The 22,534-nt window shown below is 40.6% G+C and carries 18 protein-coding genes; 9 read left to right on the forward strand and 9 right to left on the reverse strand.

Annotated elements, in window-relative coordinates; translation table 11 throughout:
- Positions 1–59: 59 nt before the first annotated feature.
- From BLO53_RS14995 to BLO53_RS15020, 6 genes are all read right to left on the reverse strand, one after another.
- Positions 60–1,781: a recombinase family protein gene (locus tag BLO53_RS14995; RefSeq protein WP_242875392.1), complete on the reverse strand. Its 1,722-nt coding sequence runs from the start codon at positions 1,779–1,781 to the stop codon at positions 60–62.
- Complete coding sequence (locus BLO53_RS15000) at positions 1,759–2,196, reverse strand: hypothetical protein (RefSeq protein WP_092063292.1); 438 nt, start codon at positions 2,194–2,196, stop codon at positions 1,759–1,761. Before BLO53_RS15000 ends, BLO53_RS14995 begins: the two co-directional genes overlap by 23 nt.
- Positions 2,197–2,235: 39 nt before the next feature.
- Positions 2,236–3,786 (reverse strand): relaxase/mobilization nuclease domain-containing protein, encoded by a 1,551-nt coding sequence (locus tag BLO53_RS15005; RefSeq protein ID WP_092063294.1) that lies wholly within the window; start codon positions 3,784–3,786, stop codon positions 2,236–2,238.
- Positions 3,758–4,156 carry a plasmid mobilization protein gene (locus BLO53_RS15010; protein WP_092063297.1) on the reverse strand — a complete coding sequence of 133 codons (399 nt, stop codon included), beginning with the start codon at positions 4,154–4,156 and terminating at the stop codon, positions 3,758–3,760. The genes BLO53_RS15005 and BLO53_RS15010 overlap by 29 nt, the downstream gene beginning before the upstream one ends.
- 141 nt (positions 4,157–4,297) lie before the next feature.
- A complete protein-coding gene (locus tag BLO53_RS15015; protein ID WP_092063300.1) occupies positions 4,298–4,507 on the reverse strand; it encodes a helix-turn-helix domain-containing protein in 210 nt (69 codons plus the stop codon).
- A 95-nt stretch (positions 4,508–4,602) separates the two neighbouring features.
- Positions 4,603–5,565, reverse strand: a complete 963-nt coding sequence (locus tag BLO53_RS15020; RefSeq protein ID WP_092063303.1) for a hypothetical protein — start codon at positions 5,563–5,565, stop codon at positions 4,603–4,605.
- Between the two features lie 306 nt (positions 5,566–5,871).
- Here BLO53_RS15020 and BLO53_RS15025 point away from each other — a divergent pair, with 306 nt between their 5' ends.
- The 5 genes from BLO53_RS15025 (at position 5,872) to BLO53_RS15045 (ending at position 12,307) form a co-directional block, all read left to right on the forward strand.
- Positions 5,872–7,230, forward strand: a complete 1,359-nt coding sequence (locus tag BLO53_RS15025) for an RNA-binding domain-containing protein (RefSeq protein WP_092063306.1) — start codon at positions 5,872–5,874, stop codon at positions 7,228–7,230.
- A 46-nt stretch (positions 7,231–7,276) separates the two neighbouring features.
- Positions 7,277–7,963: a response regulator transcription factor gene (locus BLO53_RS15030; RefSeq protein WP_092063309.1), complete on the forward strand. Its 687-nt coding sequence runs from the start codon at positions 7,277–7,279 to the stop codon at positions 7,961–7,963.
- On the forward strand, positions 7,956–8,855 hold the full coding sequence (locus tag BLO53_RS15035; RefSeq protein WP_092063312.1) for a sensor histidine kinase: 900 nt from the start codon (positions 7,956–7,958) through the stop codon (positions 8,853–8,855). Before BLO53_RS15030 ends, BLO53_RS15035 begins: the two co-directional genes overlap by 8 nt.
- A 130-nt stretch (positions 8,856–8,985) precedes the next feature.
- Positions 8,986–9,666 (forward strand): ABC transporter ATP-binding protein, encoded by a 681-nt coding sequence (locus tag BLO53_RS15040; RefSeq protein ID WP_092063315.1) that lies wholly within the window; start codon positions 8,986–8,988, stop codon positions 9,664–9,666.
- Positions 9,667–9,862: 196 nt separating this feature from the next.
- On the forward strand, positions 9,863–12,307 hold the full coding sequence (locus tag BLO53_RS15045; RefSeq protein ID WP_176757307.1) for an ABC transporter permease: 2,445 nt from the start codon (positions 9,863–9,865) through the stop codon (positions 12,305–12,307).
- Between the two features lie 123 nt (positions 12,308–12,430).
- On the opposite strand, the gene BLO53_RS15050 is transcribed toward BLO53_RS15045, so the two are convergent.
- The 3 genes from BLO53_RS15050 to BLO53_RS15060 all read right to left on the reverse strand — a co-directional run bounded on the left by BLO53_RS15050 (position 12,431) and on the right by BLO53_RS15060 (position 17,172).
- Positions 12,431–13,198, reverse strand: coding sequence for a response regulator (locus BLO53_RS15050; RefSeq protein WP_092063321.1), 768 nt, complete (start codon positions 13,196–13,198; stop codon positions 12,431–12,433).
- A 46-nt stretch (positions 13,199–13,244) separates the two neighbouring features.
- Positions 13,245–16,184: a response regulator gene (locus tag BLO53_RS15055; protein WP_092063324.1), complete on the reverse strand. Its 2,940-nt coding sequence runs from the start codon at positions 16,182–16,184 to the stop codon at positions 13,245–13,247.
- Between the two features lie 205 nt (positions 16,185–16,389).
- Positions 16,390–17,172 (reverse strand): formate/nitrite transporter family protein, encoded by a 783-nt coding sequence (locus BLO53_RS15060; protein WP_092063327.1) that lies wholly within the window; start codon positions 17,170–17,172, stop codon positions 16,390–16,392.
- Positions 17,173–17,555: 383 nt separating this feature from the next.
- On the opposite strand from BLO53_RS15060, the gene BLO53_RS15065 reads away from it, so the two are divergent.
- The 4 genes from BLO53_RS15065 (at position 17,556) to BLO53_RS15080 (ending at position 22,340) form a co-directional block, all read left to right on the forward strand.
- Positions 17,556–18,254 (forward strand): ABC transporter ATP-binding protein, encoded by a 699-nt coding sequence (locus BLO53_RS15065; protein ID WP_092063330.1) that lies wholly within the window; start codon positions 17,556–17,558, stop codon positions 18,252–18,254.
- 12 nt (positions 18,255–18,266) lie between these two features.
- Entirely contained in the window at positions 18,267–19,838 is a 1,572-nt protein-coding gene (locus BLO53_RS15070; protein WP_092063333.1) for an efflux RND transporter periplasmic adaptor subunit, read from the forward strand.
- Positions 19,839–19,849: 11 nt separating this feature from the next.
- The gene (locus BLO53_RS15075) at positions 19,850–21,058 is read left to right on the forward strand and encodes an ABC transporter permease (RefSeq protein ID WP_176757308.1); all 1,209 of its coding nucleotides are present in this window, start codon (positions 19,850–19,852) and stop codon (positions 21,056–21,058) included.
- Positions 21,059–21,131: 73 nt separating this feature from the next.
- Positions 21,132–22,340, forward strand: a complete 1,209-nt coding sequence (locus BLO53_RS15080) for an ABC transporter permease (RefSeq protein ID WP_092063339.1) — start codon at positions 21,132–21,134, stop codon at positions 22,338–22,340.
- The last annotated feature ends 194 nt before the right edge of the window (positions 22,341–22,534 follow it).

A 22,534-nucleotide genomic window follows, 5' to 3' on the forward strand; every position in this document is an offset into this window, starting at 1 on the left:
GGGCGTCATAAGACAGTAAATACTGTTAGAATTAAAAGAATGTGAAGGCGTGGCTTCGGTCACGCCTTTTCACTTGCTAAGAGTTCATTCAGAGGGATGAAGCCCAATCCGTCATACTGGATGTGGATATGCTGTGTGCGCTTGCCGGAGGATTTGTCCGGGACATCCACATATATCGCCTTTACCAGTTCATGAAGGGCGTAAGGAGTGAGCTCCTCAATTCCTACATACTGACTGGATTTCTGAATGAATGATTCAATGTTTTTAATTTGTCTTTCCTGTACTTCGATTTCTTTCTCAATGCGGATTACATCCGCTTCAAGTTCTTTCTGTTCGGCTTCATAGGTGCGGCTCAGCATATCAAAGCGCTCATCACTTAACTTCCCATTAGCGTTATCCTCATAGATTTTGATGAACAGCCTATCGAGTTCTGATAAGCGTTTTCTGCTTCGATCTAGTGCTTTACGATTTGCCGCGATCTGATTTGCACTTTCTGCATGAAGCTGTTCTTCCATAACCCTGCGGAAATGTTCTTCGTGCCGATAGATGTAGCCGGTTACAAGCTGCACATGCTGTAAAACCAGTTCATAAAGCACTTTTTCGCGGATATAGTGAGTACCACACTTGTCCTTATGCTTCCAATGAACGGAACAGTCGAAGAACGCTCCTTCTGTCCGATAGTTATTGGTAGCACCGTAGTAAAGCCTTTCTCCGCAGTCAGAGCAGAACACAAGGCCCGAAAACATGCTGGTTCTTCCAGTTTTAGTTTTACGATGACGCTGTTCACGTATCTTCTGTACCTTTTCAAACACATCATCTTCAATGATGCGCTCATGGGAGTCGGGGAAGATTGCCTGATTCTCAATAGGATTGTCTCGCTGCTTCTTGTCCCAAATGGAGTTGGTATATGTCTTGAAGTTTACAATACAACCTGTATACTCACGACGTTCGAGGACATGAACAACAGTGCTACTGTTCCATCTGTAAGGATCCTCAGGATCTGGGTTAGGCACATTACGTCCGTGGCTCTTTTGATAAGCTGTTGGCGTAAGAACCTTATTCTCACGAAGGATATTGGCTATCTGGCTCGGGCCTCTTCCTTCCATGCACATGTTGAATATCTGTTTTACTACTTCAGCAGCTTCAGAATCGACAACCCAGTGTTTAGGATCGTTAGGATCTTTCACATATCCGTAGGGGACATTGGTTGTAAGCGGTGCGCCCTTTTCACCCTTTGCCCTTTGTACAGCTCTGATCTTGCGGCTTGTATCTCTGGCATAAAACTCGTTAAACCAGTTCTTGATACCGGCAAAATCATTGTTGATGCTGTTGGGATCATCGGAATCATAATTGTCATTTATGGCAATGTAACGGACTCCGTATTTAGGGAATGTCATGCTGGTGTAAAGACCTACCAAAGAAGAATTTCTTCCCAATCTGGATAAGTCTTTAGTAAGAGCCACATTCACATGACCTGCTTCCATTTCGGATATCATCTGCTGAAAGCCCGGACGGTCAAAGTTGGTGCCTGAATAACCGTCATCCACAAAGAAGACCGGATTCGTGAAATGATGTTCCCTTGCATACTGCATGAGTATCTCTTTTTGGTTTTCAATGGACAAAGACTCACCGGAACGCTCATCTTCCTGAGAAAGCCTGCAATATAAAGCCGTAATTTTATCTGTTGCTCCTGTCATATCTGTATTAACCTCCTTGTAAGGAGCAACTGCCTTTGCAGGATTGGCTGATGATATTTTATCACTTGGAATCATCTGTGTCATTTAAATTCACCTCCGTTTCGTCATGTTTTTTGAATGAGATTCTCTCAAGCTTTCTTAAGAAATCTTCTTCGCCGTCATAGCTCCCGGTCACCGAATAAACAGTGCCGCCTATTTCTCTTGTTATGGATAAATGAGGAATCCACCAGGCAGAGATGTTTTTGACATGAAGACTTCCTTCTTCATCAAAGCGTATATTTCGCTTGGTATCCTTATGCTTCCCCGGCAACTTGAAATATGGATCCGGTTCTGTCTCGGAGTATTCAGGTGGTAGATTCTTTTCGTCAAAATACTGCTCGGAATATGGGTCATTATCTTCACTCAGATACCTATTCCATAGATATTCCGCATATTCGGCGATAGGGCTTCCAGTAGCCAGATCAATATCGATGATCACTTTTGGTGTTTTGTTTTTCATAAAGTTTTTCCTTTCCGCTCTTTGCAGAGCTTAAAATAATTAACGTTCAATCTGATAAGATCGTTTGGGCTGTTCACGCTGCACGGGATTTAGGAATTTGTCGATGTTGTCTTTCATGTTCTGTAACTTCTTTTCTTTTTTCTTCGCGGCATAATAAGTGTTGTAGCGCGCGTTCTTTTCGGAAATCAGGTTCTGGATCTCTTCGTTTAATAGCTTTGCTGAAGGGAATTTCGTTATGCCATGACTCTTTAAGTATTCAAATGCAGCACTTCTCAATCGGAAGTCGGCTTCATGTTCAGCGTAGAAGGCTTGCTGCTTGGATTTCGACTTAATGCTTTTGTATTCATCAACAATAGATTTGGTTCTACGAATGGTCTGTACACGTCGGAGCAGTTCCTTCTTATCATCAATAACTTTCTCAACAGCTATTACTTCCTTGCGCGCCGACGAAGTTTCGGCATGAGCTGAATCCAACATCTTCTTTAAATCCGCGTAATCCTTGATTCCTTCAGAATGTAAATCTATGAGCGTAGACGATATGGTCTTAACATTGTGTATTTTGGCCCAGTTAACATATCCGACGCCTTTGCTCCTTGCATAATCCATATCCACAATTCTCTCAAGCCCATCATGTTTGATAACATACTGTATAGGGATTTTAGGAGCAGGTACTTCATTTGTGTCAAAGATATTAATATCATTTGTAACAGGTTCATCCTTAGCATTAAGTCCTATCTGGGCAAGAACCGCTTCTTTGGAAAAATCATCCCCAAGCTTTCTTGATGTGATAGGTTTTGTCCTGTCTGCTGTCATGTAGCTGAAGCGTCCACGGCTTTCTTTTACAGATATGCCTTCTTCCAAAAGAAGCTTTTTAAACTCTTCAAATGATTTTGCTTTTTGAAGAGCCGCCCGAATTTGTTTGCGAAGGATTTCTTTATCGGTCTCATATTGTCCGCGCCTTTTTGCATGGTACTCACGATCGGTGATGCGTTCCTTGCTTCCATTTAAGAGATCAATCTGATAAAGATTTTCTTTGTGACACATCTCCATCACTTCACTACGAAGATATCGAAGAGTTGCAGAAGTGCAACGATGCTTCATCCCGGCTTTCGTATCACATGGCCTGTCCATGTAAGGCAGGAATGGAACATCTTCGATCCGTATGCTGTTGATCACGATATGAACATGGATGTTGCCGCTGTGGTTATGCCCATCGGGGTGGGTACATACAAGTGCCTGATGACCGGGAAAGTGTTCCTTACAGAAATTCATTCCAAGCTCTTGCGCTCTGTCTACCGTAAGACCGTTATCGGTTCCGTCTCTCGGATCAAAGCTGATAATGTAATGGTGACTCTTTACATCGCCCTTAAGATTGTTCTTCCCGTATTTAAGATTTGTCCTCATGCAGGCAATGGCAAAATCATCGTTATCGCAAAGAATGGTTTCAATACGATAATCATCTCTGAGGATCATGCGACCTTTCTCATCAAGGATCGGTTTATTAGTAAATTCATCATGCTGGTAAGTCAGATACTTTTCGGCGTCACCATAATTGGCATTTTTAGAGCTTATATGTTTTATCGTTGCCAATCACATCACCTACTTTCTTAAGGACTTCGTACTTAAGATTTGCAAGATCAGAAACAGCAGTTTTGACATCATCCGCCAGTTCCGGATACGGAGCATGGAACTCATTTAAAACTTTTGCAATCTGATTAAGGTTGCTGCCGGCCTTTCCAAACTCGGCGGTCATCCCACCTATTTCAGAAAGAAGCTTGTCGTCAACAACCGATACTTTGATGATAGGATGAATTGCAACTTTCTCGAGGGACTGCCTGATCATTTCAGCTTGACTTAAGCCATAAATCTTACACCTTTCGCTAAAGCCGGCGTATTCTTCCTCGGTAAGCATCGCCTTTATGGGATGCGTCCGATGAGGTGTGTTATATCTCTTAGTCATAGGGTTTTACCTCCTTTCGCAGGGTTTGGGGAAGGCACTCCCCAACAAGTAGCAGACCATGGGACAAATGAGCGAATGCGAAATTTGGTACCATGGTCGATACTTGCTCTTTAAAAACAAGGGTTGTCGCTAAAGGCAAAATCATGGTTTCTCACGCTCCCTTCCAGTGTGGCGGGCAATCCATTCGATGAGATCGGGTTTGGCTACAAGCTTGCGACCGCCAATATGCAGTGTGGGGAAATCCTTCTCATTCATCAGTGCATAGGCTCCTGACTTTGAGATGGAAAGTGCTTCTGCCAGGATCTTTGCATCGATGATATCCGGCAGATTTTGAAATAGTTCTTTGCTCATGTTTCGTTCCTCCTTTGTGTTTTTTGTTTTTTGAGCATAATAAAAACAGCCCTCATTTCTGAGAGCTGCTTTAAGCAGATGGGATGTTGATAATGTTATTCTTTGAATGTTTTTTGGTATTCCCGGTAATCGTCCCGGGAGAAATCTTCAAGCAGAGAAGCAATCTTCTGAATGCGTTTTACAACAGCGCTGTGAGTTTTATAACCGACCTTTTCGGCTATTTCTTTATCGGTAAAGCCTTTGGCTTTTAGATCAAGTATCTCCCTATCACGCTTAGAAAGTGTGGAAGTGAATCGTTCCCATGCCATACGGTTTATTACTTCTTCGGTGTAATCTTTTTTATCAGGAACATCAAACCGGATTCCGTTTTCATCGGAAGCTTCCATCATCTCTTCAATGGAACGCATTCTCTTTCCAACATTTGTCCGTTCATGAAACCACTGGGATTCGAAGTTTGCTTTGATCCTGCTGTAGTATTCGGAGTAGTCTTCCGGGGTTCTGGTATTCCAAATGTTATCGATCATCGGCTGCATGTTTCTTTTAACAATGATAGCGGTGGTCATGTCTCCGATAAAGACAGCCCACTTTTCATAAGGGATGTATGGGATTTCATCTCCCTTTCTAACTTTGAATAAAGCCTGAAAGCTTGTTCCGAACTGTTCAAACATATCGCGCATGATACCGACCATGTAGTAGGATATCCGCCACAACGGGAAGTTGCCGGAGTAATGAAGATCTGCACCGGGGATGAAACGATATGTACCGTCTTTTAATGGAATAGGAATCCGCTGAAAAATCATCCAGGCGTAACAGTCCCAGACAAGCTGAAGGAAGAGATCATTATTTATCAGTTCATCATACTTTTCTGTTCGCAGTACTTCATACGGGCAGCGGGGTAACAAAAGATATTCCTTTTGCTTTTCAACCATTTCTCTTGGAAGTGCATAGAAAAGCGTAAGCCATGATTTGTTTGACGACCTTGGTATCCAGAGAGTATCATCCGGACCATTAAGCATAAGATATCCGTTTTGATTAAAAGGCTTTGTTTCATCTGCCATCCTTCACACCTCCTTCCGGTTGAAATGTCATCCCTCTATTTATATATGCATGAAATAGGGTCAAATGTTCCATGTGTTCCAAAAAATCTCAAAAAATTTTTCCCGTTTAATATTTTACCAATATATACAATCGTTTTGCTACTATAAATATCACTAACCGACAGAACATTTTGATTTATCCCAGCTGCAATGATTACATATTTCGAGTGATATTTAGGGTGACATTTAGGGTGACATTTACAGTGACATTTAGAGTGACATTTAGAGTGACACGTGCTATAATTATCTTCAGAAACGGAGGCAGATATGCAGAATCTCGGAAAAGAAACAGAAACATTAGAATTCAAAAAGACTACAGGCGAAATCAAAGAAGGAATGGTTTCAATATCATCAATCTTAAACAAGCATAAGGTTGGAACCTTATATTTTGGTGTAAAACCTAATGGGGATGCCACAGGACAGGATGTGTCCGAATCGTCTCTCAGAGATGTATCAAGAGCTGTTTATGAATCAATCCGCCCTCAGATATACCCGGTAATAACTGAAGAAATACTGGATGACAGACACGTAATCAAAGTTGAATTTGAAGGTAGTGAAGTACCTTATTCAGCGTATGGACGTTATTATCTCAGAACTGCTGACGAAGACAGAGAAGTCTCACCGGCAGAATTAAAAAAATTCTTTGTCGCAAATGAATATAAAGAAAAGTGGGAAAAGACTAAATCAGAAGTTTTGAAAAAGGATGTGGATAAGTCAGCCGTAAAAAAGTTCTGTGAGAAGGCTATTGCTGCTGGTCGATTATCTGACGGTAAGTATACAGCGGCGGCAATTCTTGATAAATTTGGGCTGACATCTGGGGATTACTTAACCAACGCTGGGAATGTTTTATTTGGAAAAAAGAATCCAGTAACCTTGAAGGCAGCTATATTCGCAACTGATGAAAAACTTACTTTTATCGATATGCAGATGTTTGAGGATAATATCATCAACCTGTTGGATATAGGCGAGCAATATATTCTGAAAAACATACATTGGGCAGGAGAAATAACAGATTTTGATCGCGATGATATACCGGAGATTCCTGTAGCTGTAATACGAGAAGCTTTAGCTAACAGCTTTGCTCATTCGATTTATAATGGCTCCACCTACCATGAGATTTGCATCTATCCAAGCAAGGTTACCATATATAGTCCGGGAACATATGCAAGCTCCCATAAACCCGAAGAGTACATTAAGAAGAATTTACAATCTTCTATCCGAAATGAAAAAATAGCCAAGCTGTTATTTTTGAGCAAATCTATTGAACAGTTTGGAAGTGGATTTAAAAGAATCAACAGCCTTTGCAAAGATGCCAAAATCAAATTCAGCTATGAGACTGATGAGTCAGGGTTCACTTTTATTGTTCACAGGAAAAAGGTAACAACGCCGGTTCAAACAGCAGATGCTGTCACTGTAAATGTCACGGAAAATGTCACTCTAAATAAAATGGAAAAGCTTGTATACCAGTTACTGTCAATCAATCCCGGATTTACTAGGGATGAACTCGCTGATAAAACATCAAAAACCGTAAGGACAGTTCAAAGAACGTTAAACTCTTTACGTGATAAGGGATACATTGAGAGAATAGGCAGCGATAAAACCGGAAGCTGGAAAATCCTAAAATGATATTAGTTGAGCTATAGCTTATAAAAAATAATGTAAGGATGTTTTTATGCAAAAGAATTCTCAAATAGTTATTGTCGAGGATGACAAAGATCTTTGTGCCGGATTATGCAAGGCATTAAAAGATGAATCTAGAAGCATTGTTTCTTGCGAAAACTTAAAGGGTGCCAGGGAACAGATATTTTTAACGAGTCCGGCGTTGATATTGCTGGATATCAATCTCCCGGACGGAAATGGATTAGATCTTGTCAAAGAGATTCGAGATAAGCGGTTATCATATCCTATAATCCTCTTATCTGCTAATGACACGGATGCTGATGTAGTAAAGGGGCTTGAATTGGGAGCGGATGATTATGTTACAAAGCCTTTTTCATTAAGCGTATTAAGGGCACGCGTTAATACTCAGCTACGAAAAAGAGAGCTACTCTCAGGTGAGAACGAAGTTACCATCGGGGATTTTTCTTTTGACTTTGAGCGTATGATTTTTATGGTTAATGGAGAAGAAATCTCTTTGAGCAAGACAGAACAACGTCTTTTAAAATTACTCATATATAATCAGGGTGTCACGCTTTCGAGGGATGATCTTATAGATAGACTTTGGACGGATGGGGCTGAATTTGTTGATGAAAACGCGCTCTCTGTAGCGATAAAGCGGCTTCGTGATAAACTACATGCTAAGGATTATATCAAAACAGTCTATGGACTTGGATATATGTGGGTAAAGAATAATGAATGAATCATTGCTGACACTTGCCGGTCTCGTTACGGTAATTGCTATAGCATTTTCAGTTTATAACAGCCATAAGAATAAAAAAGTCTTGGATCACATCGAAAAAATGCTGGCAGATGCTGTCAAGGGAAAATTCCATGAAGAGCAGTTTTCAGAAGATAGGGAGTCTAAAATAGAATCAAAATTAGCAGATTATCTTCAGTCCTCTGTTCTTTCTGCAGAAAATGTTCGTAAAGACAGGGATAAGATAAAGACCCTCATCGCAGACATATCGCATCAGACGAAAACACCGATTACAAACCTTCTTCTCCATAGCGAACTTTTGCGAGAAACAGAATTATCGGATGATCAGAGGGAAAGCTTAGAAGTGATTGGTAACGAAGCGGAAAAACTTCGATTTCTAATAGATGCACTTGTGAAGCTTTCAAGGCTCGAAAATGGGATCCTAACTGTTGAAGCTAAAAACGATAATGTCAGAAGACTTATTATGGAAGTGGATTCTTCTATGCGCAAGAAGGCAGAGGCAAAGGGACTATCTTTTGTGGTTACCGAAAAGGATGTAGTTGCCTCTTTTGATTATAAATGGACGTTAGAAGCTCTGAGTAATATTGTTGACAATGCCATAAAATATACTGAGAAAGGCAGCATATCTATAACGCTCAAACCTACAGAAATGTTTGCATGTATCAGTATTAAGGATACCGGTATCGGCATCGCAGAGGAGGATATTCCAAAGATTTTCGCACGGTTTGGACGGCTCCAGTCTTCTCGGGAAAAAGAAGGTGTTGGCATAGGTTTGTATTTGGTCCGGGAGATTATTTCTAAAGAGGGTGGCTACATTAAAGTTAAGTCAACACCCGGTGAAGGATCGGAATTCCTTGTTTACCTGAAACGATAGGAAAACCAAATCTTTCAAAACTGTAAGAATTCATCGGAATCATGAAAGAATCTGGAAAGATTTGAGTGAGATAATCAGTGTGTAGAAGGGAAAAGTCTACACACTTTTTTATTATAGGCGAGGATAAAGTATGAGTATTTTAGCAGCAAAAGACTTGGTAAAAGTATATGGGCAAGGAGAAAACGGTGTCCATGCTCTTGCAGGAGTAAATCTTGAAGTAGAAAAAGGCGAATTTATAGCGATTGTTGGGACATCCGGTAGTGGTAAATCCACTCTCCTTCATATGCTCGGCGGCTTGGATAGACCAACATCTGGGGAGGTAATTGTAGATAATATTCCTATTTTTAACCTTAAAGATGATGAATTGACAATATTCCGAAGAAGAAAAATTGGCTTTGTTTTTCAGGCATTCAATCTTGTTCCGGTGCTAAATGTGTATGAGAATATTGTACTTCCGTTGGAACTTGATGGCGAAAAGGTTGATAAAGAGTATGTTGAAGAAATAATTGATACCTTGATGCTGTCATCAAAAAAGGAAGTATTACCCAATCAACTTTCTGGTGGACAGCAACAGCGCGTTGCTATTGCCAGAGCACTTGCATTTAGACCATCAATTATACTTGCTGATGAGCCAACCGGTAATCTTGATTCCAAAACTGGACAGGATGTATTAAGTCTCTTGAAAGTTTCTGCGGATAAGTATGGGCAAACTATTGTTATGATCACACATAATGACGAAATTGCTCAACTTGCTGACCGCATCATCAGAATTGAAGATGGGCATATAGTGTCTGCATCTGAAAGGAGATGATGTGTCTATGAAGGTCAATAATAGAAAATGTATATTCAGAATGGCAAGCAGACTTCTTTTCTCTAACAGACGAAGAAATCTGATAACAATATTTGCTATTGTACTTACAGCAGTGTTGTTTACTTCATTGTTTACTATCATGCTATCAATCAATGCTTCGTATGAGAACAGTAGGTTTAGACAGCTTGGGGGATATATGCATGGAACCTTCAAAGATGTCACAGCTACCCAGGAAGAAAAACTGATTAAGCATAAAAATGTTAAAGCATATGGCGAACGAATGGTTCTTGGTATGATTGCAGACGATTCTTTTCGAAATCAATCTGCAGAGATCAGTTTCATGGATGACAACACAGCCAAGTGGTCATTCATTGAGCTTGAAGAAGGTCATATGCCTACTAAAAAAAATGAAGTGGTGATGGACCAAGAAGCTCTTAGGCTTCTTGGATATAAGCCGGTGATAGGTGAGAACATAGAACTCACCTTTGATATAATCGGAAATACAGATGAAGACAGTAAATATACCGATACATTTACCTTAGTAGGCTTCTGGGATTTTGATACCCTTAGTCCGGCTCATTATATTAATGTATCTAAAGAATATGCCGTAGAGTTTTCGCAAATTATTGAAAAAATGGGTTTTAAACCCATCAGTACTGACTTAGATGTAATGCTCTCATCTTCTGTTAACGCATGGAATAAGATGATTAAGGCTGTTGAAGACAGTGGATTCACTTATGGAGAAGAAAGTTCTGAAGATAGCATAAGAATAGGTGTAAATCCTGGATATACTGGGGTAAGTATGGATGGCGATGAAATACTGGAAACAGCAATTCCGTTGGGTGCATTTTTGCTTCTTGTTATTTTTACGGGTTATTTGATAATATACAATGTTTTCCAAATCTCCGTGGCTAATGACATTCGCTTCTATGGATTACTTAAAACCATAGGAACCACACAAAAGCAGGTTAAGAGAATTATAAGATTACAAGCATTAGCGCTATGCATTGTGGGAATTCCTATAGGCTTGCTTCTGGGATTTTTGCTTGGATCAGTACTTGTTCCTACTGTTATGGGAACTACGACCATATCAGAAAATTCGCTTTCAATCAGTTCATCCCCAATTATTTTTATTGTGGCAGCATTATTCGAAATAATTACTGTCTTAATGTCTGTAAGTAAGCCGGGGAGTATGGCTGGAAAAGTATCTCCAATAGAGGCATTAAGATTTAATGATGGCATGGATGGTAGGAAATTCAAAAAGAATACAAGAGGTGCACGTGTTGCGCAGATGGCCTTTGCCAATACAGAAAGAAACCGCAAGAAAACTATACTTGTGTTTACTTCCTTGGCTCTTTCGTTAGTTATTTTAAATATTGTTAATATGTTTGTAGGAGGTTTTGATTCTGAAAAATGGCTTGAAAAATCAATGTCTATAGATTTTGTTGTTGGCAAGTATCCGTACTTTAAATTTCAGGGAGTCGGTCAAAATTCAATTAGTGAAGATGAAATCTATCTCATAAAAGAAAACACCGATTCTGATAAAGGCGGAATAGCATATGAAGTAAATGGTATTCCGCTTATGAAAGTAAGTGAAGAAAGCTATAGAACATACCAGGATACTCAAGCCGGGGCGATTTCTTATGTTGGTAGCGAAGATGGAATGTTTTATATGGATTGTTTTATGGAGGGAATGGATGATTACCTTATAGATAAGCTGGATGTATATGAAGGAGACGCTTCGCTTCTTAAAGATCCAAGCAACCGATACATCGCATTGATAGCATACAAGGGTGAAAATGGAGAATACTCTCTTGATGAAAACTTACCGAAAATCGGTGATAAGATTTCAATTGCAGAGGCAGCTTCTGTAGAGTATCTTGATACAAGAACCGGTGAGATGGCGTCAGATTCTACATATGAACACCCGGAGTTCTTGGCAGGAACATATTCCGGGTTGACCGAGTATGAATACACCGTATGTGCTTATGTTAATGTTCCGTATGATATCAGTCTTAGGAAAGCTTCATTAGGATATAATGTTATTGCCAACACAGATAATCTGAAAAAAGATTTTGGTGAAAATGTTGTACCTGTATTCTATGCCTTTGATACAGAATCGCATGATGCAGAAGAAAAGGCAGAAAGTTATTTGCATAGATTCAGTGAAGAAGATTCCAGCATCACTTATGAAAGTAAAGCAGTTAAACGCGCTGAGTTTGAGGACTTTAAGAAAATGTTTACACTTTTAGGTGGAGTGCTTTGCCTGATTATTGGATTTGTTGGAGTCTTGAACTTCTTTAATACTGTTATGGCCGGTATTATAGCACGAAAGAATGAAATCGCAGTTCTGCAAGCAATAGGAATGACCGGAAAACAGGTTAAAGAGATGCTTATAATCGAGGGCATGATATATACGGTTGGATCAGGCCTTTTAGCGCTCATTCTTTCTCTGATTTTTATACCGGTAGTAAATGGAATAGCGAACAGTATCTTTTGGTTTTATTCTAATCATTTTTCTATCACGCCGGTACTGATTTTTATACCGATTATGACATTACTCGGCATATTGGTTCCACTGATCTCATACAAGGGACTCTCTAAGGAAAGTGTTGTGGAAAGAATTCGTGAAATCGGATAAATAAGAAGACTCCTGACCATAGTTTATGTTATGGTCAGGAGTCTTTTGCGCCAATCCGCCCGCGACAGTGCTCATTTTGTGTTACTGTTTTATGAACACTGCCCTTTGGAGCGGGCTTATTTTCTAATTGTATAGTTTCGCTTTCTGCTTCTCAAAGAATTCATCGATATTTGCAATAAGCTCTGCTGGTGGCATGGTTTTTAAGAGGTATTTTTCGGGTTTAAGTGCTACTACATTCATGACACTTTCTTTGTCACCCTTTACAGTCAGGAACATGACAGGGATATCGCTGGTGGTGGTTTCGCTTCTTAGCATTTCAAGGACCTTTGGCCCATTTGCGATAGGCATCTCATAGTCAAGGAGGATAAGATCAACAGTGTTTTTGGCCAGGAAAGTGATGGCTGCCATTCCGGAATTAACCATGAATACCTGGTACTTTTCCGAAAGCCAGCTCTTTATGGTTCGCAGCATCGTTCCATCATCATCGATAACAAGAATCTTTTTCTTTTGAAGTCTTACTTCTTCCGCGGCAACTATTTCCAGCATCTTAGCCCCAAGCTCTTTTACATTGACAGGTCTGACAAATGCAGCTGCAATCTTATCTTTGGTGGTTGCTGTGTAGATTTTTTCTATTTCATCAGGAGAGCCTATTACGCTTATAGAAAGCGTGTTTTCTATGGCCTTGTCCCGTAGATATACAAAGAACTCCATCATCTCCTCAATATCATCCACATAGACAAGGTAGACATTTGGTTTATTCTCTAGATGTTCAATTGTCGTCACGTCAGGAGGCACCTGCAGGACTTCAAACCCTTGGTTTTTAAGCTCGCCTGCAATGGAGGTCACCATAAAGCTTTTTTTATCACCTACTAAAATCACTCTTTTTTCCATAATCGATCCTCATACGATCTGAATTTAGATGGATATTAACACATGTCTATAACAGCTTTAAAAGCTCATCTCTGTCCACATTGGACAAAAGAATCTTTACCTTACTATATTTATCCTGATACTTGTCAGGAATACTGTACTCTGCGAGCATCTTCATGATGCCATCTGCTGTATCATAGTCATAGGCTTCAAGGAGCTCTCTCATATCTTTAAAGGCCCGTTCCAAGGCCTCCTCGTCAATAGGGGGCAGTTCCTTATCAGATTCATCGCCATTTATCTTTGACAGCTTGTCCTTGTAGCTTCTATAAAGAGAAAGTAGCTCAGGAGTTTTATTTTTTATCTCAGGAGCGTCTTCTTTATTGCCGCAATCCTCCAGATAGGCTGCCATTTCTGATAACTTCATAGCACCAATAAGCCTTGCAGAGCTCTTTAGAGCATGCACACTAATTGTATAATTCCTGTAGTCATCGCTATTTGCAAAGTTTTCTATGTTATCAGCCTTGGAATCTATGGTTGTCAAAAACTCTTTTACCACATCTGTAAGAAGGTCCCGGCTTCCGCAGTTTTTGATAGCTTCACTTAAATCTATTCCCTCTAGCATAGACAGAACATCTTCATCTTTTGAAGAATCAGTCTTTTCATTGTCTTTAGAATCTTTTGAAACATCTATCAGCTTTTCTTTTGGAAGGTAGCTCTTTAACATATCTTCTAAAAGAGCTGCATCAATAGGTTTTGACAGATAGTCATCAAATCCCGCTGCCATGTATTCTTCCTTGGCGCCAACTCCTGCATTGGCTGTAAGAGCAATACAGGGAACACCTTTGCAGAGATTTCCGGAAAGCTCCTTCATAGCTTTTAAAGTCTCGATTCCGTCCATTTCCGGCATTCTGTGATCGATAAAGATGACATCGTATTTCTTTTTCTGAACCTTTTCAAGGGTTTCCATTCCACTTTCTGCGGTGTCAATCCTGATCTGAGTTGCCTTTAAAAGACCCTTTACTACCGTGAGATTGATTGGAGTATCATCCACTACCAGAATTTCAGCCTCGGGAGCTCTGAACTTCTCATGATACTTCCCTTGAGACCGCACAAATTCTTTATACTTTTCTTTAAAATCACCAAGCTCATCCCAGGAAGCAACATTTTGAACAATTTCAAAAGAAAAAGAGGAACCCTCACCATAAATACTGGAAACCTTGAGGCTTGAATCCATAAGAGCTAGTAACTTTTGCACAATACTCATACCAAGACCTGTGCCTTCAATAGTGCGGTTTCGGCTCTCTTCAATCCTTTCAAAAGGAGAGTAGAGCTTTTTGAGGTCTTCATCCTTTATGCCAATTCCAGTGTCAATTACCTGGAAGTTCAAGTAAATACTGCTTTCATCTTTTTTTCTGTAGCTAATGTTTAATGTTACAGAGCCTTCCTCAGTGTATTTGACGGCATTTGTGAGAATGTTGCTGACGCATTGCTTTATCCTGATCTCATCACCTATAAGGCCGCTTGGAAGAGTAGGATCAATGTTAAGCTCAAGGGCAAGGCCTTTATCATTGGCTCTTGCTGATATCAGATTTATAAGGTCATTTATAGTTGAGCCCAAATGATATGGCATTGGAATAATATCCATTTTGCCCGCTTCAATCTTTGAAAAATCCAGGATATCATTGACAATATTAAGAAGGGAGTTTCCGGCGCTCTTAATACTGTTTGCATATTCGACAATTGATTCCTGGCTGCTTTCCCTTATTATCATCTCGTTGAGGCCTAGAACTGCGTTTATTGGAGTCCTGATCTCATGGGACATACTCGAGAGAAAAGAGGATTTGGCTTCGGAAGCTCTTGTTGCAACCTCAAGCTCTTTTTCCAGTTCCTGTTCCTCCTGCAGGCGGTTTATATAGGCCTCAACAGCGTGGACAGTTTCCTTTATGGAATCATTGACAATCCTGATCTCATCATGTGATCTCACGTTCAGATTATCCACAGTCCTTCCGACTTCAAGTTTTTTCTCGTCGTCAGCCTTTGAATATTTATCCATAAAATCTGACATGTTACCAAGGGGAACACCTATACAGGTCTTTACATAGAAATTAGTAAAGCCGGCCATAGGGATGCCGATGCACAGCATCAGAAGCAGCATCTTAAGGTCATATCCAAGGACAGTTGTGTCAAAGGTAAAGGAGAGATTCTGCAGCTCATCAAGCATATCGTTTTGGTAGGTTGTTCCTAGTTGTGAGAAGAAAAAGCTTGAATTAACTGAGTCAGAGAATATTCTTTTGATATCAGGAAAAAGAACTCCCATAAAAATAGCAACAGATAACCCAAGGATAATTTCTACGGCCACGATTATAGCTGTGATCTTTATGCTTATCTTGGTCTTTCGATGATTTATAAGATAATCATGCTCGCCGCTGAACTCTTTGGTATAGCGGATAGATAGAGGGAAAGGATACTTTAGGAAATCAGGGCACTTTGTGTAGTATAGATAGAAAAAAAATGCTGTCGCGAAAATTACAAGAGCATCCCTGTTAATATAAGTTGTATAGTCAAGAAATTTATTGAGCCTGAAATCGTTGTTTGGAATAAGAGAAAAGCAGGCTAGCTCAAAAAAAGAGGTGACTATAAGTGTTACAGCTGCGCTTATAAGGGTCTTCTTTATGGTCTTAAAATAGTAATATTGAGAAAAAGCTGAAAACATCAGCATTGCCATGAGAAGGACAACCATGTTATAGGCATGGACAGTGTTGAATAATAGGGCAAGGATAAAGGAAAATACAAAGGAAAAGAGAGCAATAAAGTAGCCATATAGACCGCCTATTAAAAGAAAGGGTGATAGAAAGTAAGTAAAATATGTGGAGCCTTTTGTTGCTATTCTCATGTTATCTTCGTTGAGCCCGGCAAAACCACAATAAAAAGAAAGCAGTAGGAACACGGCTATATTTATAACAAATGCCAAAACTGTCTGCAACATCTTAGCTTTATCTTTTTTCATAGAGCAGTTTCCTCTTGAACAGAATGGACGGCGGTGCATATATGATATACGAATTGCTTTGTTTCTATATTATAATAATTATACAAAAAAGTTGCAGAATTTCATACAAAATTCTGCAACCAAAAATACGATATAACGATGATAAAATCAGGCCATTCAATTATAACACTCGGCACTTACGGATAAATCAGAGTTTTCAGGCATATTATTTTTTAAGATAGATTGCATAGTACATAGCACCCACGCATACAGCACCACCGATGATATTTCCAATTGTTACAGGAATAAGGTTAGTAACAAAGAAGCCAAATAGTGAAAGGCCCTGGGCTGCGATACCATATTCTGCGCTTGCAAGCATTCCGGCTGGGATAAAGTACATGTTAGCTACACAGTGCTCAAAACCACAGATTATAAAGAGCATAACAGGGAGCCAGAGAGCAAGGACCTTACCTGCAATTTCATCTGCTGAAAAAGAGCACCATACAGCCATGCAGACAAGTACGTTACACAAAATTCCGCGAAGAAGCCCGTCGCTAAAAGAAATATTGGCCTTGGTAACAGCAGTTGCTACTACATTTTCAGCAAGAGCGTTATTGGCAAAGGAATAAATGTGAGAATAGGTAGCTGTAAGGGCGATAAGAAAACCACCAACCATATTTCCAAAATAAACGATGATCCAGTTCTTTAGCATGCCAGAAACCTTGGCCTTACCTGATAATACAGGGATAAAGATAAGGCAGTTTCCGGTAAAGAGCTCAGCTCCACCAATAAGGACCATAAAAAGACCTATTGGGAAGACAACACTACTGATCATGCGGGCACTTGAAGGGTCAGCTGCGCAGCAGCTTGCAATCTGGCTTCCAAGACCTCCAAGAGCTATAAAGGCGCCAGCCAGGATACTAAGTAGGAATGTCTTTAATATGCCGGTTTCTGTCTTGCCCTTTCCTACTGTTTCATATTTTACTGCGATTTCTGCAGGTGATTTCATTGATTGTTCCTCCTGAATACTTAACTACTCATATGTGATAAGAGTGATTTATGATTGTTTTATATACTTAATATAGTATATTATTGCATGCAAAAACACAATATGTTGTGGGCGCCTTTTTGAAGGCAGCAATTATTTTGCAGCAAACTAAATGATTTTATAAAAAATTTAGAATCTTTGCAAGAATTCTTCGCAAAAATAAGGGATAATTAAAAGCGAAAACGATTAAAAGACATTAAAAATCGTGTAGATTCTGTGTATTTTTGTTGCTTTATGTTTACAAATATCATCTAAAAGCATAATCTAAAATATGTTGATTAAATTTTACACAACGGAAACTATATTTTTATGCAGATAATGGGAAATGACAATAGAGGTTAGTTATGAAAAAACTTGTAGAAATAAGGGATGTATCTAAGATATACAATCCCGGGGTCAACGAAGTAAAAGCTCTTAATCACGTCAACCTGATAATAGGTGAGGGTGAGTTTGTAGCAATCATAGGCCAGTCTGGCTCAGGAAAATCCACTCTTATGAATATGCTGGGGTGTCTTGATACGCCAACCAGCGGCAAATATTTTTTGCATGGACAGGATGTATCCCATATGACAGATGATGAACAGTCAGATGTCAGAAACAGGGAGATTGGCTTTATCTTCCAGGGATTTAACCTTATACCATCTCTGACAGCACTTGAGAATGTTGAGCTGCCTCTTATATATAGAGGAGTGGGCAAGAAGGAAAGAGCCAAGCTCTCCATGGATGCGCTTCATCACGTGGGACTTGGAAACCGAATGACTCACAGGCCCAATGAAATGTCAGGTGGTCAGCAGCAGAGAGTTGCAATTGCAAGGGCAATAGCTCAGGCACCGCCAATTCTTCTTGCGGATGAGCCAACTGGTAACCTGGATTCTGGCTCTAGTAAGGAAATCATCAGCATCATCAAGAAATTATATAAAGAGGGTCGAACAGTGATCATAATCACTCATGACCCTGGAATAGCCGCACAGGCCAAGAGGATAATAACTATATCTGATGGACAGATAGTTTCAGATATCATGAACAAAGATTACAAGGATTGATAGGGAGGCAATATGGCACAGGATAAGGAACTTGAGGTAAAGACAAAAGATACAGCAGATACTGCGGCTCAGACAGTGGTAAATGCAGATAACGAAAAGGCTGAAGTAAGCAAAAGCGCGGATACTAGTGAAGCACCTGTTTACGAAGAATATGAGACTACAGAAATAGCTAAAAAGCCCAAGAAGAGGATCAAGAAAAGATTCATAGTTTTGGGAGTTGTAGCTCTTTTGATCGTATTCTATGTAGTATCCAGCCTAAATGCAGCCAAGAACATGGTTGTATATGTTCCGGTTGAGGAAGCGAGCCTTGGAACAATCGAGAACGTGCTTTCTATTTCAGGAACAGTGCAGAGTGCAGAGTCCAAGACTTATTTTTCCGAGGTAACAGCGCCTGTATCAAGCGTAAATGTCAAGGTTGGCGACAAGGTGGCAGCAGGAGATGTACTTCTTTCCTATGATGAATCTGCACTTAATCTTGCAGAGCAGACTGCAGACCTTGCAATCACTCAGGCTGAAGGCTCTTACAACAGCATGTACACAACAGCCAATGCTTATGACAGAGAGTATGCACAGGGCATGTCACTTCATCAGATCCAGGACAGATTAAATCACATCACTCTTGAAATCCAGGATCTTAAGAACAAGATCAGTGAAAAGACAACAAGGCTTCAGCGCACACAGACAGAGCTTAACAAGCTCCTTAACGACTACAATGAAAATGGCATTTCCGACAAGGAAGAGGGCTATGATCCAATGGAGAGAAAGGACGAAGATGGTAATGAAATGTACCTTCAGACTCAGAACTCTCTTGCTGAGATCCAGTATGCCCTTACAAATGACCCAGAGATCATAAGCTGGAATAATCAGATCGCAGCACTTACTCTTGAGCAGACAAATCTTAATGCTGCCAAGGGTGCATACATAAACCCTGGTCAGGCTACATCTTCCAAGGCTTCCAAGGATTCTACAGTGCTGGCTCAGGGCGATAGCAAGGAAAAGATTTCCGAGGCAAAAGAGGGAATTAAGGCCGACTTTAATGGCGTAGTAACAAACGTTGCAATTGTAGAAGGTGCAACTGCTGCAAATGGGGCTCAGCTCCTTACTCTTGAAAACCTTGATGACGTTGAGGTTATGGTACAGATTTCAAAGAGTGATCTTCCTAAGATAGCAGTAGGTCAGCAGGTAGATATCACAATAAACGGCAAGGCATACAATGGTGAGATTGAGAAGATAGCAGGAGCTGCTACCAAGAATAACAACGGAGTTGCGGTTGTAGCTACAACTATCAAGGTTAAAAATCCTGACTCTGACATTATCCTTGGGGTAGAGGCTAACAATAAGATCCATGCCCAGAAGGCAGAAAACACACTGGTTCTTCCTTATGAGTATGTTCAGACTGATGCCCAGGGCGATTTCGTATATGTATATGACAACGGAGTAGTTGCCCGCAAGGACGTTACTATTGGTATCGCATCCAGTACCCAGGCTCAGATTGTAGAGGGACTTAATGCTGGAGATATGGTTATCACAGGAAATTACGACACTCTTACAGATGGAATGGCAGTGGCAGTTATGCCTCAGTAATGATCGGGATTATGGGAAAATTCGGCGAATATTTTAAAAGCGCAATTAAACAGATAATAAGTAATGGCTATAGGACAGCCATGACCATGCTGGGAATAGTCATCGGTATCGCAGCTGTCATAGCTGTTGTTTCCCTTGGAAATGGTATGAGCCATTTTGTTACCAGCCAGCTCAATGATATTGCAGGTAACTACGGAACTATCAGCATTGATTCCTCCAAGACTTCAGAAGCCTTTACCAGGGATGACATGGATCTTTTGGAAGAAGCTATGCCTGATATAAAGGGCGTTTCTCCTGACTTTTCAGTTTCTGGAAAGGTCACAGGAAGGAGAGAGACCTATTCAGCCTATGTAACTGCCGGTACCGAAAGCCTTGAGTATGCCTACAGCAATGGCATAGTTAAGGGCAGATATTTTACAAGGCAGCAGGTTGATAGCAATCAGAGAGTATGCGTTATGCTCCTTGATGATGCCAAGAAGATCTTCGGAACAGAAGATGCAGTAGGACTAAATATAGACATTACTATATGGGGTAAAACAGCAACCTACACAGTTGTGGGCCTTCGTGAGAACATGAACAGAATGTACTCTTTTATCATGGAAGGTCAGGATTATAGCGCAACTATCGAAGTTCCATACACATCCCTTGGCGCAGATTTTGATATTTATGTAGATGACTTTTATTCAATGGTTCTTTTTGCAGATCAGTCTATCCTTACTGAGAGAATAGATACGGCAAAAGAAATACTTACAAACACTCACGGACTTCATGGAACAAAGGCTATAAACGCCTACAGCATGGCTGATATTTCTGAGCAGCTCGACAGCATCCTTGGCTATGCTACCAAGTTCCTTCTTTTGGTGTCTGTCATATCTCTTGTGGTTGGCGGTATTGGCGTGATGAATATCATGCTGGTATCTGTAACAGAAAGAACCAGAGAAATCGGTATACGTAAGTCCATTGGAGCCAAGACTGGAGCCATCATGACCCAGTTCCTTGCCGAGGCCGCAATACTGACACTCCTTGGCGGAATAGTGGGGATACTTCTAGGCATTGTCATGGCTTACGTGATCTGCACCCTTATTGGATTTGATGTGATCATCACACCAACTTCCGTAATTGGAGCAGCTCTTTTCTCAGTACTTATAGGACTTTTCTTTGGACTATATCCAGCACGAAAAGCTGCCAAGATGAAACCAATCGATGCATTGAGACTATAAAGCAAGATATCAGCACTACAAGGGACAGATCATGATCACGAAGAATGATACTTGTATAAAAACAGGAGCATAAATGTATCTAGAGTATGTAAAAAGCGCAATATCCAGCATAAAGAGTAATAAGGGCAGGTCATTCCTTACGATGCTAGGAATCATCATAGGAATAGCTGCCGTACTTACTGTGCTCATTATTGGTGATGGCATGAAGGCCACCGTAAATGGCGAAATGGACTCTATTGGAGCCACCACCATTTCCGTAACCCTTGACGACACCAAAACAGATAAAGGCTTTACCAAGGAACAGCTCGACCTTATCGAAAACAATATAAGTGATATTGATGGAGTATCTCCCGGACTTCAGTTTGGAGGCCAGCTTATGATGGGAGATAAGGCCTTTGATGCAATGGTTAATGGTGAGACCCCGGCTTCCGGTATGTCAGGCCAGGTTGAGATGATCCACGGAAGATTCCTTATTAAATCCGATGTGGATGAAGCCAAGAAAGTGGTTGTCATTAGCCAAACAGCTGCTACAAAGCTTTTTGGCTATGAGAACGTTGTGGGTAATTTCCTGGAAGTAAGTGCCTATGGAGCAACTGACGAGTATGTGGTTGTGGGAGTCCGCAAGGATAATACCCTTGATACAGCTTATGCTAGCTTTTTTGAGGAGCCTTCCTTTATTGTGACCATGCCTTATACCTCTATGCTTGATCTTTATATGATCGACATGGAGAGCTATGTCCATGGCTTTACAATTTACACAGATAGTGAGTACAAGGATCAGGTCCTTTCAAAAACAAGGTCTGTTGTGGAAAACGTCATGGGACTTAGGGGAGAAAATGCTGTAAAAATTTCTTCTGGCTATGGCTTTGACGAAACCACAAATACAATCCTTAATATCATAACTTCAGTAGTAGCTATTATTGCTGCTATTTCACTTCTTGTAGGCGGCATTGGTGTTATGAACATCATGACGGTTTCAGTTACAGAAAGGACAAGAGAAATCGGCATCAGAAAGTCCCTTGGAGCCAGAACTTCTTCAATCCTGACCCAGTTCCTGGCAGAGGCTTCAATCCTCACCTTCACAGGTGGTCTTATAGGCCTCCTTCTAGGCCTTGCCATATCCTACCTTATTTGCAGAATCATTGACTTTGCTTTCATAGTCAATCCGGTCCTGGTAGTCATCGTAGTCCTGATCTCAACTGCTATTGGCCTCTTCTTTGGTATCTACCCCGCCAAAAGAGCTGCAGCCCTCGACCCAATCGAAGCCCTCCGCACCGAGTAACCGCCGCACCTCCGCTCCTAGCCACGAGACTCCCGCGGTATCGGGATATGATATATTTGCTCTTTTTGATGCTTGGTTTTGCGCATTTGAGACCACATGTGCATATTACTGGGTGCAAAGGACCAGTTACACGTATGCGCAAGGGAAGCTTTGATCGGCGTGTACGCTTGCAAGAGGTTATACACGCAATTTAC

Origin of the sequence: Butyrivibrio sp. INlla14, from assembly GCF_900102515.1 — a bacterium.
GTDB lineage: Bacteria > Bacillota > Clostridia > Lachnospirales > Lachnospiraceae > Butyrivibrio.

Excerpts from the sequence above, each read along its gene's own strand:
- BLO53_RS14995 (WP_242875392.1), bottom strand. The coding sequence starts at position 1,781 with ATGACACAGATGATTCCAAGTGATAAAATATCATCAGCCAATCCTGCA.
- BLO53_RS15000 (WP_092063292.1), bottom strand. The coding sequence starts at position 2,196 with ATGAAAAACAAAACACCAAAAGTGATCATCGATATTGATCTGGCTACT.
- BLO53_RS15010 (WP_092063297.1), bottom strand. The coding sequence starts at position 4,156 with ATGACTAAGAGATATAACACACCTCATCGGACGCATCCCATAAAGGCG.
- BLO53_RS15015 (WP_092063300.1), bottom strand. The coding sequence starts at position 4,507 with ATGAGCAAAGAACTATTTCAAAATCTGCCGGATATCATCGATGCAAAG.
- BLO53_RS15020 (WP_092063303.1), bottom strand. The coding sequence starts at position 5,565 with ATGGCAGATGAAACAAAGCCTTTTAATCAAAACGGATATCTTATGCTT.
- BLO53_RS15025 (WP_092063306.1), top strand. The coding sequence starts at position 5,872 with ATGCAGAATCTCGGAAAAGAAACAGAAACATTAGAATTCAAAAAGACT.
- BLO53_RS15030 (WP_092063309.1), top strand. The coding sequence starts at position 7,277 with ATGCAAAAGAATTCTCAAATAGTTATTGTCGAGGATGACAAAGATCTT.
- BLO53_RS15035 (WP_092063312.1), top strand. The coding sequence starts at position 7,956 with ATGAATGAATCATTGCTGACACTTGCCGGTCTCGTTACGGTAATTGCT.
- BLO53_RS15040 (WP_092063315.1), top strand. The coding sequence starts at position 8,986 with ATGAGTATTTTAGCAGCAAAAGACTTGGTAAAAGTATATGGGCAAGGA.
- BLO53_RS15045 (WP_176757307.1), top strand. The coding sequence starts at position 9,863 with ATGCATGGAACCTTCAAAGATGTCACAGCTACCCAGGAAGAAAAACTG.
- BLO53_RS15050 (WP_092063321.1), bottom strand. The coding sequence starts at position 13,198 with ATGGAAAAAAGAGTGATTTTAGTAGGTGATAAAAAAAGCTTTATGGTG.
- BLO53_RS15055 (WP_092063324.1), bottom strand. The coding sequence starts at position 16,184 with ATGAAAAAAGATAAAGCTAAGATGTTGCAGACAGTTTTGGCATTTGTT.
- BLO53_RS15060 (WP_092063327.1), bottom strand. The coding sequence starts at position 17,172 with ATGAAATCACCTGCAGAAATCGCAGTAAAATATGAAACAGTAGGAAAG.
- BLO53_RS15065 (WP_092063330.1), top strand. The coding sequence starts at position 17,556 with ATGAAAAAACTTGTAGAAATAAGGGATGTATCTAAGATATACAATCCC.
- BLO53_RS15070 (WP_092063333.1), top strand. The coding sequence starts at position 18,267 with ATGGCACAGGATAAGGAACTTGAGGTAAAGACAAAAGATACAGCAGAT.
- BLO53_RS15075 (WP_176757308.1), top strand. The coding sequence starts at position 19,850 with ATGGGAAAATTCGGCGAATATTTTAAAAGCGCAATTAAACAGATAATA.
- BLO53_RS15080 (WP_092063339.1), top strand. The coding sequence starts at position 21,132 with ATGTATCTAGAGTATGTAAAAAGCGCAATATCCAGCATAAAGAGTAAT.